At 44.6% G+C, this 15900-nt stretch carries 16 protein-coding genes and 1 rRNA gene; all 17 read right to left on the minus strand.

Annotation, left to right across the window (positions count from 1 at the left end):
- A 16S ribosomal RNA gene (locus E4K67_RS18495) occupies positions 1-309 on the minus strand; the annotation flags it as partial.
- 603 nt (positions 310-912) lie between these two features.
- Positions 913-2409 carry a lysine--tRNA ligase gene (lysS, locus tag E4K67_RS18500; protein WP_135549411.1) on the minus strand — a complete coding sequence of 499 codons (1497 nt, stop codon included), beginning with the start codon at positions 2407-2409 and terminating at the stop codon, positions 913-915.
- 266 nt (positions 2410-2675) lie between these two features.
- Complete coding sequence (gene greA, locus E4K67_RS18505; RefSeq protein WP_135549413.1) at positions 2676-3146, minus strand: transcription elongation factor GreA; 471 nt, start codon at positions 3144-3146, stop codon at positions 2676-2678.
- Positions 3147-3568: 422 nt separating this feature from the next.
- A complete protein-coding gene (gene dusB / locus E4K67_RS18510) occupies positions 3569-4534 on the minus strand; it encodes a tRNA dihydrouridine synthase DusB (RefSeq protein ID WP_135549415.1) in 966 nt (321 codons plus the stop codon).
- A 15-nt stretch (positions 4535-4549) separates the two neighbouring features.
- Positions 4550-5320, minus strand: a complete 771-nt coding sequence (locus E4K67_RS18515; protein ID WP_135549418.1) for a type III pantothenate kinase — start codon at positions 5318-5320, stop codon at positions 4550-4552.
- Positions 5321-5353: 33 nt separating this feature from the next.
- The gene (locus E4K67_RS18520; RefSeq protein ID WP_135549420.1) at positions 5354-5893 is read right to left on the minus strand and encodes a biotin transporter BioY; all 540 of its coding nucleotides are present in this window, start codon (positions 5891-5893) and stop codon (positions 5354-5356) included.
- 129 nt (positions 5894-6022) lie between these two features.
- Positions 6023-7003 (minus strand): biotin--[acetyl-CoA-carboxylase] ligase, encoded by a 981-nt coding sequence (locus E4K67_RS18525; RefSeq protein ID WP_135549422.1) that lies wholly within the window; start codon positions 7001-7003, stop codon positions 6023-6025.
- Complete coding sequence (nadC, locus tag E4K67_RS18530; protein WP_135549424.1) at positions 7004-7876, minus strand: carboxylating nicotinate-nucleotide diphosphorylase; 873 nt, start codon at positions 7874-7876, stop codon at positions 7004-7006.
- Positions 7842-9491 (minus strand): L-aspartate oxidase, encoded by a 1650-nt coding sequence (gene nadB / locus E4K67_RS18535; RefSeq protein ID WP_199242591.1) that lies wholly within the window; start codon positions 9489-9491, stop codon positions 7842-7844. The genes nadC and nadB overlap by 35 nt, the downstream gene beginning before the upstream one ends.
- Before the next feature lie 18 nt (positions 9492-9509).
- Positions 9510-10442, minus strand: coding sequence for a quinolinate synthase NadA (gene nadA / locus E4K67_RS18540; RefSeq protein WP_135549428.1), 933 nt, complete (start codon positions 10440-10442; stop codon positions 9510-9512).
- 66 nt (positions 10443-10508) lie between these two features.
- Positions 10509-10892, minus strand: coding sequence for an aspartate 1-decarboxylase (panD, locus tag E4K67_RS18545; protein WP_135549430.1), 384 nt, complete (start codon positions 10890-10892; stop codon positions 10509-10511).
- Complete coding sequence (gene panC, locus E4K67_RS18550; RefSeq protein WP_135549432.1) at positions 10885-11742, minus strand: pantoate--beta-alanine ligase; 858 nt, start codon at positions 11740-11742, stop codon at positions 10885-10887. Before panC ends, panD begins: the two co-directional genes overlap by 8 nt.
- A 145-nt stretch (positions 11743-11887) precedes the next feature.
- Positions 11888-12898, minus strand: coding sequence for a Rossmann-like and DUF2520 domain-containing protein (locus E4K67_RS18555; RefSeq protein ID WP_420841567.1), 1011 nt, complete (start codon positions 12896-12898; stop codon positions 11888-11890).
- 280 nt (positions 12899-13178) lie between these two features.
- The gene (gene folK, locus E4K67_RS18560) at positions 13179-13646 is read right to left on the minus strand and encodes a 2-amino-4-hydroxy-6-hydroxymethyldihydropteridine diphosphokinase (RefSeq protein ID WP_135549437.1); all 468 of its coding nucleotides are present in this window, start codon (positions 13644-13646) and stop codon (positions 13179-13181) included.
- The gene (gene folB / locus E4K67_RS18565; protein ID WP_135549440.1) at positions 13643-14020 is read right to left on the minus strand and encodes a dihydroneopterin aldolase; all 378 of its coding nucleotides are present in this window, start codon (positions 14018-14020) and stop codon (positions 13643-13645) included. Before folB ends, folK begins: the two co-directional genes overlap by 4 nt.
- Positions 14007-15221, minus strand: coding sequence for a dihydropteroate synthase (gene folP / locus E4K67_RS18570; RefSeq protein ID WP_135549443.1), 1215 nt, complete (start codon positions 15219-15221; stop codon positions 14007-14009). The genes folB and folP overlap by 14 nt, the downstream gene beginning before the upstream one ends.
- 14 nt (positions 15222-15235) lie before the next feature.
- A complete protein-coding gene (locus E4K67_RS18575) occupies positions 15236-15718 on the minus strand; it encodes an HD domain-containing protein (protein WP_199242592.1) in 483 nt (160 codons plus the stop codon).
- Positions 15719-15900: the final 182 nt, after the last annotated feature.

The raw sequence follows: 15900 nt of genomic DNA on the forward strand, positions 1-15900 counted from the left end.
GCTACTGATCGTCGCCTTGGTAGGCCTTTACCCCACCAACTAGCTAATCAGACGCGGGTCCATCCATAATCGGTAGCATATACAGAGGCCACCTTTCCTTAAAGACTGATGCCAATCTCTAAGATTATCCGGTATTAGCCCTCGTTTCCAAGGGTTGTCCCGGGTTTATGGGTAGGTTACCCACGCGTTACTCACCCGTCCGCCACTAAAAATTTCTCAAAGCAAGCTTCTTGAAATTCTCCGTTCGACTTGCATGTGTTAGGCACGCCGCCAGCGTTCGTCCTGAGCCAGGATCAAACTCTCCAAAAAAAGTTATTTCACTTCTCTATTGAAGAAGATGATTCGCTCATTGTTTTTTTGAAACTCCTTAGAGTTTCTCTCATTGGCTGTCCTTGTTGTTTAGTTTTCAAAGACCATTGTTCCACTTGGGCCAGAGCAACATCTTAGCATTTTCAACTTACGTTGTCAATACTAACTTACTCCGTTTCTTCCTTTTTTATGATCCCAATTGCAACACTCATTCGATCGTTATTATGTCGAACGAACAAATAGTACTATACCACGATTTAGCTCTTCTATTCAAGCACTATTATAAGTCAATATACTTGATTTAAGGTTTTAGGAGTAGTTTATCTCCATCATCCTTCGTTTACCCAATAAATACAATAATATTCACCTGAATAACGATCACCACTTCCCTCCCATAACGATAACTGGGGAGTGCCAAGCTTAAGATGATGACCAGGGACTCAAGGTTTAGGGTTAAGTAGCACGGCCAAAGATTGGCAAGGCCTGTGATGGTGATAAGGAATACTCCAGATAGTATACAGACCCAAGTTTATACTTTCAGGAAGTAAACAAGAGCTGGTCACTCATGAGCCAGCTCTTGTTTACTCCATCTTTTTTTCTATATCACTCTTCTGCGCCTTCATCTTCGTCTTGAACTGTTTCATCTCTGGGGCGCATCGTCGGAAAAAGAATAACGTCCCGAATCGACGCAGAATCCGTTAAGAACATAACCAAACGATCGATCCCAATTCCAAGTCCTCCCGTAGGCGGTAACCCGTATTCTAAGGCCTGGACAAAGTCTTCATCCATCAAATGAGCCTCATCATCCCCTTTAGCGCGTTCAGAGGCCTGTGCTTCAAATCGTTGCCGTTGATCAATAGGATCGTTTAACTCCGAAAATGCATTGGCAAGCTCACGCCCAAATATAAAAGCTTCAAAGCGATCAGTATATTCTGGCTGATCAGCATTACGCTTAGCTAATGGAGAAATTTCTACGGGATGTCCAGTAATAAACGTAGGTTGTATCAAATTCGGTTCAACAAACTCTTCGAAAAACTCATTTATAATTTTTCCACGTGTTGCATCCGCTTCAACATGAAGGCCTTTCTCTTGAGCAGCTTGATACGCTTGCTCGTCTGTTTTGATACTCCGAAAGTCTACTCCTGAATACTCTAATATACCATCTAACATTGTAAGACGGCGCCAAGGAGTTTGAAAATGAAGGTTTTGTCCCTGATAATTTATCTCTAAGGTGCCGTGTACTTTATGTACTATATGGGCAATCATTTCTTCTGTTAATTCCATAATATCTTCGAAATTCGCGTAAGCTTGATAGAGCTCCATCATTGTAAACTCTGGATTATGCTTGATCGAGATTCCCTCATTTCGGAAAGTCCGACCAATTTCAAATACCTTCTCAAAGCCGCCAACAATAAGACGTTTTAAGGGGAGCTCGAGGGCAATCCGCAGATAAAGATCGATATCAAGAGCGTTGTGATGGGTGCTGAACGGGCGTGCTGCCGCTCCCCCTGGAATTGTATGAAGTGTCGGTGTCTCCACTTCTAAAAATTCCCGTTCCTCTAGGAATTCTCTCATAACCCGTATGATTTTGCTCCGTGTTACAAACACTTGACGAACATCCGGATTCATGACCAAATCCAGATACCTTTGGCGATATCGGGTTTCTACATTCGTCAAACCATGGAACTTTTCAGGAAGCGGTCGCATCGCTTTAGAAAGTAATGTTAAATTTCGTGCATGAATGGATATTTCTCCTCTTTTTGTACGAAAAACTTTTCCTTCTACTCCAACAATGTCGCCCACGTCAAATTTCGTAATTAAATCAAACATTGTCTGCCCTAATTCATCCATTCGGATATAAATCTGGATACGTCCACTGAAATCCTGAACATGTGTAAAGATTACTTTTCCTTGATCACGCTTGCTCATGATCCGCCCTGCAACACTAACTTCCTGACCTTCTAACTCTTCGAAACGCTCCAAAATCTCAAGTGTTTTATGCGTGCGAACATAGCGATCAGCATAGGGTTCAACATTGGCTTGGCGTAACAACTCAAGCTTTTCTACCCGAATGCGCCAAAGATCGTTAGTATTATCCATTCTTAATTCCTCCATCATTTATTCTTATCTTATCAATTTTACCGAAATTATACACTACTAAACAAGAAGAGAGAATTGATCTAGGGAGTCTACCTCCTCCGAAGCAGGGTACGGTACGATTCTACTTGAGAAGTGAGAGTCTCACAATTACATAAAAAACAAAGCGCAGCATCCTGTTTTCCAGAAATACTGCCCTTCGAACAATCTAATTTTCTTACCGTATTTCGTCTTATTACTTTATAAGCAGTCCTTCAGATCAACAGTCCTTACTTGATATTTAAAATCTGATAGTGCAATATACCTGCAGGAACATTAACCTCAACGATAGCTCCTTTGGGCTGTCCTAGAACCGCTCTTCCGACTGGCGATTCATTGGAAATTTTATTGGTGCCAGGATCGGCCTCTGCAGAACCAACTATGAAGTACTCTTCTTCATCCCCAAAGTCCAGGTCCTTCAGTCGAATTTTTGCGCCTAATGCCACGATATCTGTTCCTTCAACTTCATCAATAACTCGTGCATTCCTAAGCATTTTTTCAAGAGTTATAATTCGTCCTTCGATAAAGGCCTGATCGTTCTTGGCATCATCGTACTCTGAGTTTTCACTAATATCTCCAAAGTCAATGGCCTGCTTAATGCGTCCGGCAACTTCCCGCCGCTTCACAGTTTTAGATAGTTCCAACTCTTCTTCAAGTTTTTTGAGACCTTCTAAAGTTAGAATGACTTCTTTTTCAGCCATATTTTTCTCGCTCCCTTTTCTCGTACTAGTCAGAAAGTATAAACTGACGTTTACCTACCTTCTGAAACATAAGTGCAACTAAGACTACCGCCGTCGCCTGAAGGCCTGGTGTTAGCCAAGTTCTCTTAATACTAGTCAGAAGCATAAACTGACGTTTATATACTTTCTGGAAGCATAGGTGAAACTAGGACTACCGCCGTCGCTTGAAGGCTTGGTGTTATCCAAGTTTTCTTTAGCCCGCATTGCTCGTTTTGTGATGCCACGCTACTCTAAAGCTGGTACTCCCTGTAATCTAGAAACTCCTTGAAAGATTCCCAATTACATTACTCGTTATTATAAGGACCTTGCAAAATATTGTCAAGGATGCTGCCCTTCTTCTTTGACAAGGAATACTAGCATATTTTTTCTTTTTTCAACACAAACTATTCAATACCTTCTAAGATTCGACTAAGAACTGACCGCATTTCTTCCGCTGATTCCGAATGCATAATCTCATCGCGCAGTTGGGCTGCCTTCTTAACACCTTTTATATACCACACTGCGTGTTTCCGCATTTCATTAAGACCGATTCGCTCACCCTTATAACGCAATATTCGATCGAAGTGCTGCAAAGCAACCTCCATGCGCTCTTCCATGGGTGGTGCTGACATTAAGATTCCATATTTTAAGAAATGTTGTGTACGCGGAATGAGCCATGGGTTTCCGAGAGCACCGCGTCCAATCATAACTCCGTCACATCCCGTTTGTTCGATCAGCCTGCCAGCATCTTCTGGATTGAAAATATCCCCGTTCCCAATGACTGGAATACTTACTTCCTTTTTCACTCGACCAATCCATTCCCAATCGGCATGTCCTGAGTAAAATTGTTCACGGGTTCGCGCATGAACCGTAAGCATTTGAACACCTACTGACTCGAGACTTTTCGCTAGTTCAATGGCCACGATTTCATCGTCGTTCCATCCAAGACGAATTTTAACTGTAACGGGTACATTAACCGCTTTCACAACAGCTGAAGCGATAGCCTGAGCGCGAGAAAGATCCTTTAGCAGTGCCGATCCTTCTCCATTCTTGACAATTTTCGGAGCAGGACATCCCATGTTGATATCAATGACATTGGCACTACAATCTATAGCTAGTTGAGCTGCACGAGCCATTGTTTCGGGGTCTGAACCAAAAATTTGCACGATCCTCGGTTCCGCTTCCCCACGCAAATCCAACATATCCAAAGTTCTTGAGTTTTGATAAGTCAATGCCTTATCACTGATCATTTCAGTCCAAACATACTCTCCACCCACAGCACAGACCGTTTCTCGAAAAGCCTTATCCGTCACCCCAGCTAAAGGCGCTAAAAATACCGGAACTCCAAGTTCATAGTGTCCTAACTTCATGTCTAATTCCTCATATTACAATTTTTGGTTACGTTCATAGATCAACAATAGTCCCTCAAGTGTTAAAAATGGATCTACTGTCTCAATCGTTTCCGATTCTTGAGAGATCAATTTAGCTAATCCACCCGTTGCAATCACTTTAGTTTCTGGTCCCAATTCTTCTTTCATTCGTTTGACAATTCCGTCCACTTGACCCGTGAAACCATAATAGATCCCAGATTGCATGCCGGCTACCGTATTTTTTGCAATAACAGATGTTGGCTTCACTACTTCAATACGAGGTAACTTTGACGCCCTCAGAAACAGCGCTTCTGTCGAAATTCCGATTCCCGGAGCAATAGCCCCGCCCAAGTATTCTCCGCGTTTCGATACCACGCAGAACGTTGTTGCCGTCCCAAAATCTACAATAATAAGCGGTCCTCCGTATTTAGCATAGGCCGCCACGGCATTCACAATGCGGTCAGCCCCAACCTCTCTAGGGTTGTCATATATAATAGGCATCCCTGTTTTTACGCCCGGGCCCACAACAAGAGGTTCTACTCCAAAGTACTTTCGGACAAGGGCTTCTAAAGTTGGCATCACCGGCGGAACTACTGAGGAAATAACAACTGCGCTGATTTCTTGAAACGTTAAACCGCTAAAATCGAATAAATTTTTAATAACGACCGCATATTCATCCAATGTTCGAGATTTATCTGTGGATACCCTCCAATGGTGGGTCAGAACCCTCTGATCATATACCCCCAACACAATATTTGTATTCCCAACATCAAATAAAAGAATCATACTAACGCTCCTTTTGACTAAGTGAGCTCCCTATTAGGCGGCTTTACGCCGACGAACCACTTCCTGGCCGACCCAGACGGCAATTCCTGCCTTAATTAGATCCCCCAAGATAAAGGGAACGAAACCGATCATCATAACACCAGCGACACTTGTCGGACGGTGCAACACCCAGTTTAACATTATATAAAGATAACTTAGCCCGAATAGGTACAAGGCGACAATTCCCGCCAATACGCCGAGAATTGCCCGCAGCAAGCTGCCTTCACCATACACCTTCCCCACAACATACGCTGCAGCCACATTGCCCAAAAGGAAACCAAAGGTGGGCTTGAGGATGTAACCTATTCCTCCAAACGGAGCGGCTGAGAAGACGGGCAGTCCAAAGAGCCCTAATACCAGATACACCAACATGGCCATAGCTGCATACTCTGCGCCAAGAATAATGCCAGACATCAAGACAAAAACAGGCAACACACTAAACGGAACCAAACCAGGTGACCAGTGAAGTAACATTCCTGCCAAACACATTAGGGCTGCAATTACGGACGTCATAGCTAATTTTTTAGTTTTCATAATAAGTCCCCCTTCTATTGTAAACCAGTAATATGTTCAAAGTTTACAATAGAACTTAGCAACTTACAATAACAGTCCTTCAAGTATACAAAAACCTTTTCATTTATCGTTTAATCATTCAAAAGCTACTTAAAAATACTTACCCGCTTTGGAACGTAGTTGTACTTCTCCTGCCGAAAAACTTTTTTCTCCATCGTTCGTTTCAAGAAGTAGGGCTCCATCGATGGTGATCCCCTTAAAGATACCCTGAATTACTTGTTCTCCTCGAAGAATTCTAACTTCCTCACCCAAACCAGTAGCTCTATCCGACCAATTCTCCCTTAACTCCTCGAAGGCCCTCTTTTCAAGGGATAGTACCTGTTTTTCTAAATGCTTCAAAATCCCAGCGGCCAAAATATTGAGATCTACTTCATACCCTAGAATTTCAAAAAGAGTCGTTGCGTTTAATAAAGGACTTAATTGTTCACGAGAAAAATTTACATTTATCCCCATCCCTAAGATAATTGTTTGAACGGTATTCCATTCCCCTACCACTTCTCCGAGAATTCCGGCGATTTTCAAGCCATTGAAAACAAGGTCATTCGGCCACTTGATTCCAATACGAAGAGAAAAGAGTTCTTCCAATGCATCGACAATCGCGACACTTGCAGCGAGGGTCAATTTCGAGGCGTCCGCTAAGGACAGATTTGGGCATAGTACCACGGACATCCAAAGTCCACCTCGAGGAGAATCCCACGGCCGCTGTAGCCGCCCTCGCCCTGAGCTCTGGAGCCTTGCTAAGACAACTTGACCATGAACGCTACCCTGCCTGGCAAGCTCTTTTGCTCGAACATTTGTTGATTTCAACTCATCCTCAAGGGTTATCTTGCTCCCCAACGAGGACGTGCTTAAAGCCCTCTTTAAAACCCACTCATTCAAGGCAAAAGGAGTTTTCAATAGGCAATATCCATTTTTAGACTGTCCCTCAATTTCAAATCCTTCTTCTTTCAAAACCTGAATCTGTTTCCAAATAGCTGCCCGAGTGACATTCAATTGTTGACTTATCCTTTCGCCAGACACATATTTTTCAGGGTGCTGGGCAAGAAAATCAAGGATTTGATGACGTAACATTTAGATTCCTCTTTCCCAATTCGCCCTTGTTGAAGCTTTAATGTCGCCGAGATCAAGACTAAAGTCTAGAGCTTGGACCGAATGGGTTAAAGCACCAATCGAGATCAGGTCGACCCCCGTCTCAGCCACTTCACGGAGACGTTCTTCCCCCATCCCCCCCGAAGCTTCAACGATTGCTCGCTTATCAATGTAGAGTACCGCTTCCCGCATTTCTTCTAAACCCATATTGTCGAGCATAATCACATCGACACCACAGCTTATTGCTTCCTTCACCTGGTCGATCGTCTCACACTCAACTTCGATCTTAGTCATATGTCCTACTTGATCCTTGACCCGTAGCACAGCTTCCGTTAAACCACCCATGGCTGAAAGATGATTATCCTTTAACATTACTGCATCATAAAGTCCAAATCGATGGTTCTTTCCACCACCGACTCTAACAGCATATTTCTGTAAAGTACGCCATCCAGGGAGGGTCTTTCGAGTATCTACAATGCTAACCGAGAGCCCTGCGACTTGATCGACCGCTCGTTTAGTGGCTGTGGCGATTCCTGATAGATGTTGTAAAAAGTTCAAAGCCGTCCGCTCCCCTTGCAAAATACTGCTTAAAGGACCGATTAGCTCGAGCACAACCCCTCCGACATTTACTTCATCCCCATCTTTGAGCAACCTGTGGACCTGAATCAGAGGATTCACTCTCTGAAAAACCTGCTCAACAAGCCACAAACCAGCGACCATCCCTTTTTGTTTGGCGTAAAGTTTTGCCACCCCTGTTAAGTCTATTGGCAAAATCCCGGAGCTGAGATCCCCTGTCCCGATATCTTCCTTCAGCCCTTGATCAATCATCTCCTGAAACTGGAATGTAGCGAACATAAAATCCCTCCTTACATTGCAGAGAGTGCTTCTGCCAGGGTTCGTCAATCTTCAATGGATAGTCTGTTCGATTGTGCGCACCACGACTTTCCAAACGGTCTTTTGCGGCTTGGGCAATGACTCCCCCAACCGCTAACATGTTGGCTGTTTCAAAATCATCCACACAGTGCATGGACAGGTCGTCACTCTCCCAAGCCATCAATAGCTCGGTGGCCTTCTCAAGACCCACTTCATCTCGTAAAATTCCAACACTGTTCCACATTAAATCTTGGATTTGATTCCGCAAACCTCGGTCGTTTGATTGTTTTACAAATCCATTCATTTCAGTTCTGGGTACACTTAGAGCGCCATTAGGACAAAGGACCTCTTCCCAGGAAGGCCGTTTCCCCTCAATCTTATCCCCCATTTTCTCTACGATGCGTGCCCCAAAAACTAATCCATCCAGCAAGGAGTTACTCGCTAATCGATTTGCGCCATGAACTCCATTACAAGCGCATTCCCCTGCAGCATAAAGGTGAGGAAGGCTTGTTTCTCCAAATGAGTTTGTCGCAACCCCACCCATCATATAATGGGCAGCTGGAGCCACTGGCAAAGGCGTGGTTAAAACATCCACCCCGTAATTCACACAAGTTTGATAAATACTCGGGAATCTCTCGAGGATTCGTTCTTTACCAATAGGCCGAAAATCCAAGTAAACGGGACCTCTATTCATCTCCTGCCAGATTTTCCGAGCCACAATATCACGTGAAGCAAGCTCTTTACCCGGTACACTTTCCATAAAACGTAGCCCTGCGGCGTTAATTAAATGTGCGCCTTCTCCACGCACTGCTTCCGATATGAGAAAACGGGGTGCATTAGGAATTAACAATGCCGTAGGATGAAATTGTACAAATTCCATGTCCATCAAGTCTGCCCCAGCACGCAAGGCTATAGCCATTCCATCCCCTGTGGCAACACTAGGATTGGTCGTAAAACGATACACTTGCCCTACTCCCCCAGTTGCCAGAACCACTGCATTGGCTAAATGTCCTTCGAGTTCCCCAGTTTCCTCGTTTAGAACTAGGGCACCTACAATATCCCGTTGATCGTTCTCTAATAGATCAACCACAAAACGCCCTTCAAAGGCGGTGACATTGGGGCTTTCCTTCACTTTGGCAACTAAAGCTCGTTCGATTTCCCAACCCGTGGCATCTCCCTGAGCGTGCAGTACTCTCCGCTGGCTATGCGCGCCTTCACGCGTGAAGGCAAGCGCCCCGTTCTGCCGGTCGAACTGAGCACCCATGCCCATGAGTTCTTCCACACATGGAGGCCCCTCTTCTACCAGAATCCTTACTGTCAAAGGATCGCAAAGCCCAGCACCTGCCCGCAACGTGTCCTCAAGGTGCAGTGCCGGGGAGTCTGCTTCATCAATGGCTACCGCAATGCCACCCTGAGCATGCTCGGTATTACTTTCTTCAATCTTCTTCTTCGTAAGAACAGTTACCTGAAAGTGTTGACTCGCCTTGATCGCCGTATACAATCCAGCAATTCCGCTTCCCAACACAAGTACGTCTGAGTCAAAGACCTTCACCTCAGATTTGGACCAAGAAAATAAATAACGTCTCAATATGCCCATCCCCTGCTTTTTTGCTGCTTACAAAGCCAGCATTCGATCTAGTGCTGCTTTTGCTTTAACTCGTATTTCTTCTTGCACCGTAATACGGGGAGAGAGAGCAATAAGTGCATCTCTTACTTTGTCTAACGTTGTTAGTTTCATATTCGGGCAAACCAAGCGTTCCGAAGCGAGATAGAATTCTTTACCTGGGCAAGCCTGATGGAGACGGTGTAAAATTCCAGACTCCGTCCCCACAATAAACTCTCGTTTCTCAGAGTTCTGAGCATATGCAATTAAGCCAGCCGTTGAACCTATATAGTCTGCCTCCTGGCAAACATCCTCTCGACATTCTGGGTGCACAATAACTTTAGCTAACGGATGTTCTTCTCTGGCCTTAAGAATGTCTTCCTTCGTCAATCGGTCATGCGTTTTACAGTACCCAGGCCATAGCTGAATTGGACGGTCAAGGATATTTGCAGCGTAACGACCAAGATTTTCGTCAGGGATAAATAGGATATCTTCTCCCTTTAGAGACTGTAATACTTTTACCGCGTTGGAGGAGGTACAGCAAATATCGCTCTCCGCTTTGACTTCAGCAGATGTATTTACGTAGCAGACCACCTGAACTCCGGGAACTCTTTTTTTATAAGCTCTCAAGCCCTCGGCATCCACCATGTCCGCCATGGGGCAGCCCGCGTTAGCATCGGGTAATATCACAATCTTATCTGGTGAAAGAATAGCTGCACTTTCCGCCATGAAATGAACACCGCAAAACACAATGACTTCAGCATCTGTTTTGGCTGCTTGTTGACTTAGTTGCAGGGAGTCCCCCACAAAATCTGCTATATCCTGAATCTCAGGTCTTTGATAATAGTGAGCTATGATAATTGCTTTACGTTCTTTTTTCAGTACTTCTATCTCCTCAGCTAAAGTCTGAAACAAGTCCTCGTTCATCCTCTTTCCATGATCCATAGACTGCCATCTCCTTCATAACATAACAGAATCTTTTCTAAATACTAGTCATTTCGACTCACCTTGTCAAGATTTTTGTCCATGGAGTTCTTCTGAAGCAATTTTTGTTCTAATGTTCGCATCATTGACAAAAACTACTTTAGGGTTATACTGATGGGCTACTTCATCCGTTAGCATTGCATATGAAATAATAATGACTTGGTCGCCGACTTGCACCTGACGAGCAGCTGCACCATTTAAGCAAATAACCCCTGAGTTGCGTTCTCCGGGAATAACATAAGTTTCCAGCCTTGCCCCATTGTTGTTGTTCACGACCTGAACCTTCTCATTCGGCAAGATATCGGCAGCTTCCAGCAGCGCAGTGTCAATCGTTATACTTCCTACATATTGAAGATTAGCCTCAGTCACGGTCGCTTTATGAATTTTAGATTTCATCATTGTTCTAAACATGGCGATCAACCTCCACCACTTTATTATCGATCAGACGCGTTGATCCGAACTTAACCGCTAGAGCGATAAGCACCGGGCGCTCAATAGTGGTTACTTCAGATAAGTCTCCCGCATCTCGAACTTCCACATAGTCAATTATCCCCTGGCAATGACGTGAGATTTTCTCCCGCAACTGATTTTCAATTTTCCGAGCTGATCGTTCTCCCGCTTGCAAGCATGCCTCCGCCTCGTTAAGACTCTGGGACAAAATCTTAGCTTCAAGCCGCTGTTCTAAAGTCAAAAAGACATTGCGTGAGCTTAGAGCCAACCCATCTTCCTCGCGAGCAATGGAGACAGAACATATCTCAATTGGAAGATTCAGATCGCTCACCATGCGCCGGATGACCAAATATTGTTGATAATCCTTCTGTCCAAAAAAGGCCAAGTCGGGTTGAACAATATGAAACAACTTACTTACAATCGTTGCCACTCCTCGAAAATGTCCAGGACGCTTTGCTCCACAGAGCACCGAATCCAATTGACCCACCTCAACATAAGTGACCATCGGACGAGGATACATTTCCTCAGAACTTGGATGAAAAAGTACATCTACCCCTGCAACTTCTACCAAGTTGGCATCTCGCTCCAAGTCCCTAGGGTAACTTGCATAGTCTTCATTTGGACCAAATTGTAAGGGATTTACAAAAATGCTCAATACGACGAAGGCTCCAGTTTTTTTGGCCCGCTCTACTAATGACAGATGTCCCCTATGCAAATAACCCATAGTAGGGACAAGGGCAATAACCCGTCCACGTTTTTTCTCCAAGGCAATTATTTCACGTAGCTCAGAAATATGCGTTGCTCTCTTCAAATCGCTCTCTACCTTTCTTTAAGTCGAGGTTCGAGGCTCGAACTTCAAACTTTAATTAATGTTTAAGTATTGCGCATTACTATGTTTGCTTAGGCTTTTCGACACGCTACGCTCCTACGCATAAGCCATTACCCATAATCAACCATCACTTCGGTTTTAGCAAAAGCTTTAACGCGTTTAATTCATCCTGTGGATAGCTCAATCCCTGTAGATTCTTCTTATTTTCAGCTAACTCTAACGCTTTTGACCCTAAGCACTGATAAATCTCTACCAGTTTCGGCGGCAAGTGGTCTAAGTGGCCTCGGACAACTTGCACATCTCCACGTGCAACCGGCCCAGTCAAAGCTTGGGGTAGTCCTACCTGTTCTAAATTATAAAGTGACCCTCTCATTAGCGGCAACAAGGATGCCAGAGCTTCCTCCCCACAAATCCCTGCTTCAGCAAAAAGTTCTACTGCTAAAGAAGCAAGAACCACCAAATAATTAGAAGCTACAACTGCCCCTGCATGATAGAGCGTCTTCTTTTCCGCCAAGATGTGATGTGGAATTCCGCCCAAATCCTTGACGATGCCCTCTCCAAGTTCCTCGTTGTCTCCTTCGATCCCAAAATGTGTTCCCGAAAGGATAGTCAACGCCTTCTCCACACTTGCAAAGGCCTGAAGGGGATGCAGCGATAAGCACTGTATGGATTCACTCTCCTTGACCCGTAATATCTCTGAAGGGAGTGATCCAGAACAGTGTATCCACACTTGTCCCGGTTTTACAAGGACATTTGTCAAATTCTCAGCCACCGTTCGAATCATACCATCCTGTGTTGTAATAAATAAAATATCCACTGCGGGAACAAGCTCTTCTAAAGGAAGGTGGCCTATATTTAAATAACTACGAAACCGTTCATATGAGAGACGACTTCGGGTGTGAACCCCTATACACTCATGCCCCACTTCGACTAATCGCACGGCTAGGGCCGTTCCTACAATTCCGGCTCCAATAATCCCGAATTTCATCTCGTCCCTCCTTACTCTATTAATTCTCAGTCTTGACGCTGCTCCAACGCGATTCCGCTTTCCATTCTCTCGTAGGGGCAGGGCAATTTCCTGAATTGCTCCTACGCTTCTTCTAGCTTGTTCATCGTGGTAGCTATGACTAAGAGACATAGCTCGTGCAGTTTGCGAACTAGTCTTCAAATTTGTTTACTTGAAAATAAAAAACACCTTAACTGAGAGTGAAGGTGTTTTTGTCTAACCCTCCGTCTCGGTCATTTAGATCCAAGCGGCAATTATTTCTGTATTCACTTAAGGTCTATTCGATTTTTGTATCTGCCATAAATTAGTCAGCCACCTAGAACAGTACAGTACAACTCTTTCGATATTGTCTGGTTAATTAGGTGTTGGGCACTAAGCCTTATCCCAATATCTGAAGCTAGGGCAATACATCTCAAATGCTAAGTGGGTGCACCTTTCCTTCTCCTGATACCTCCGCAATGGATCTTCCTGATGGCAATACAAGTTCTGGGGCTAGCTCTCGTAAAGGGGCAAGTACAAATGCCCGTTCTTCTAGATAAGGATGAGGCAAGATTAATTCTTTAGATTCACTAACTGTATTATCATAAATAAGCAGGTCAATGTCAATCGTTCGTGGACCCCAATGTACCAGACGTTCGCGTCCAAGTTGATGTTCAACTGCCTGACAAACGTGAAGGAGTTCCAAGGGCTCAAGTGATGTTTCAACCTCAATGACCAGATTCCAGTACAAGGGCTGGTCCATTAAACCCCAAGGTTCTGTTTCATAAATGCGGGAAGTAGCCTCAACCTTTATTAAGGGACCCGCCAAGGCAGAGATTGCCTCTTCTAGATAATGTGCTCGGTCTCCTAAATTACTACCCAACCCCAAAAAAGCTCTCATACCCTATCTCCTGCTGTCCGCCAAATCTCCACCGAAACATCTCTGAAAATCCCGGGAATCGGGGCTTGGGGTTTATGCACTTCAACCCTGACAGACGTACAGGAAAACTGCCTCAACACACGTTGCGCAATATCCTCTGCCAAACGTTCCACCAACTGGTGGCGCTCTCCTGTAACACAGGTCTTGATGACTTGATACACCTCTCCATAATGGATCGTATCTTCGACTCGATCCGAAGACCCTGCCTGGCTCAGATCTGAGAAAAGGTCCATATCGATCAAAAATCTTTGTCCTAAAACTTGTTCCTCGGGCAATGCCCCATGGTACGCATAAAATTCCAGTCCACGAAGATGAATAACGTCATGCCCCAACATAGTGACCGCCTCTCTGCATCCGCACAATGGCATCGGCCATTTGCACTGCCCTGCAATTTGCTTGAACATCGTGGACACGTATTATATCTACGCCCGCGACAACCCCTAGAATGCTCGTGGCAAGGGTACCTTCTAACCGCTCGTCCACCGAAAGATTCAAGGTTTTTCCAATCATAGATTTGCGAGAAGTTCCCAGGAGTACCGGATGTCCAAGTGTTCTAAATTCTGCCAAACGAGCCATAACCTCAAGATTCTGTTCCGTTGTTTTCCCAAATCCAATCCCCGGGTCAACAATAATTTGATCTCCAGATAAGCCATGTTCTTCTGCTAATTCGATGCTTTTCCTTAGAAAGGCCAACATATCTCCCATGAGATGGTGATAATTTGTGCCTTCTTGATTATGCATTACGATCACAGGAACCTGGTATTCTCCGACAACCCTGGCCATATCTGGGTCTCTTTGCATCCCCCAGATATCATTAATCATATGCGCCCCCGCATCGAGCGCTCTATTTGCTACGCTCGCCTTATAGGTATCAATCGAAACCGGGGTCGCAACCTGCTCTAATAGAGTCTTGAGTACAGGTTCTATGCGTCGCCATTCCTCTTCGGCACTTACGACCTCATGCTGAGGTCGCGTTGACTCAGCCCCAATGTCTATAATATCTACGCCTTCTTCAATCATGCGTTTAGCTTGAGCAATGGCATTTTCAATAGAATAGTACTTACCCCCATCAGAGAATGAATCCGGTGTCAAATTCAAGATTCCCATGATCAGGGTACGCTCTCCAAGCTTTAGTTCTGTACCTCGACATTTCAAAATACGTGTTTTCGAAGGTTCTAAGGCAGCCAACAACTGCTTGAGGTCGTGCCCTACCTTCTTTAGCCCGAATGGTTGGGCTAATATTTTGCTGGAAAGTTGCCCGAGTTGTCGTACTGTGCCGAGCAACATAACATCCGTGGCCTCTACTTTATTGATAATAACATTCCTATGTACAGCTGCATCCCCGCCTACTGACAACATCTCTTGTTTCAAGATATGGGCTACCCATAACGGTACTTGTTCTAATTTAATCGCACGCCCTAAAGCCTTTCCAGCCATATGCGCAATTCCTCCAGGATCGGAGCCAATTTGGGCCAAAGCTATTTTTGCTTCTTCCAAATTATCTAGACTAACCCAGCGCATACCATACATTTGCATTGCCTTATCCTCCCTTAATACATGACCTGATTCATGGTCTGGTTATATTTATAACATAGGTCCTGTAAGGAACAATGACGGCAATCCCTTGCCCAATCGTCAGCTAAGGCCAACGCCTCTCCTAAAGTGGTCAAATTGTCCTCTGGATGCCGACGATGTTCAAGAATTCCGTTTAAGATCACTTGAATATCGTCCGAATTAAATCGACACACTTCAAGCAAGGGGAGCGCCAATCTTGCGCTTGCCACCGCGTGATCTTCACCCGTTTCGTATTCTACCCAACGCCCAATATCATGAAGGAAAGCCGCTGCATATATGCTTTCCTTGGAGAGAAGCAACTCTCCTTTTTCCAGCAAATACGCATAAGCAATGCGGGCAACATTTAATCCATGTTCAAAACCATGCTTGCAAAAACGACGTTCCTTCTCCAACCCGTCGATCTTTTCCATATAGGAAATATAATCTTCATGTTCTAAGAGCTGGTTAACGCGAGTCATTGAATGTAAAATATTGTCCCACTCCCAACTAGAGCAAAAGCCCTGGGATTCTCCCAGGGCCAACTTCACTCATCAAACGAGCCCATGCATCCCATGTCATCGCCACGGTATTCGAACATTTCCACAATGATCATAATAGTAAGATTTCGATAGAAAAAGGGTAATTCCTGCACGTAATAGAG

It is taken from the genome of Desulfosporosinus fructosivorans, assembly GCF_004766045.1.
GTDB lineage: Bacteria > Bacillota > Desulfitobacteriia > Desulfitobacteriales > Desulfitobacteriaceae > Desulfosporosinus > Desulfosporosinus fructosivorans.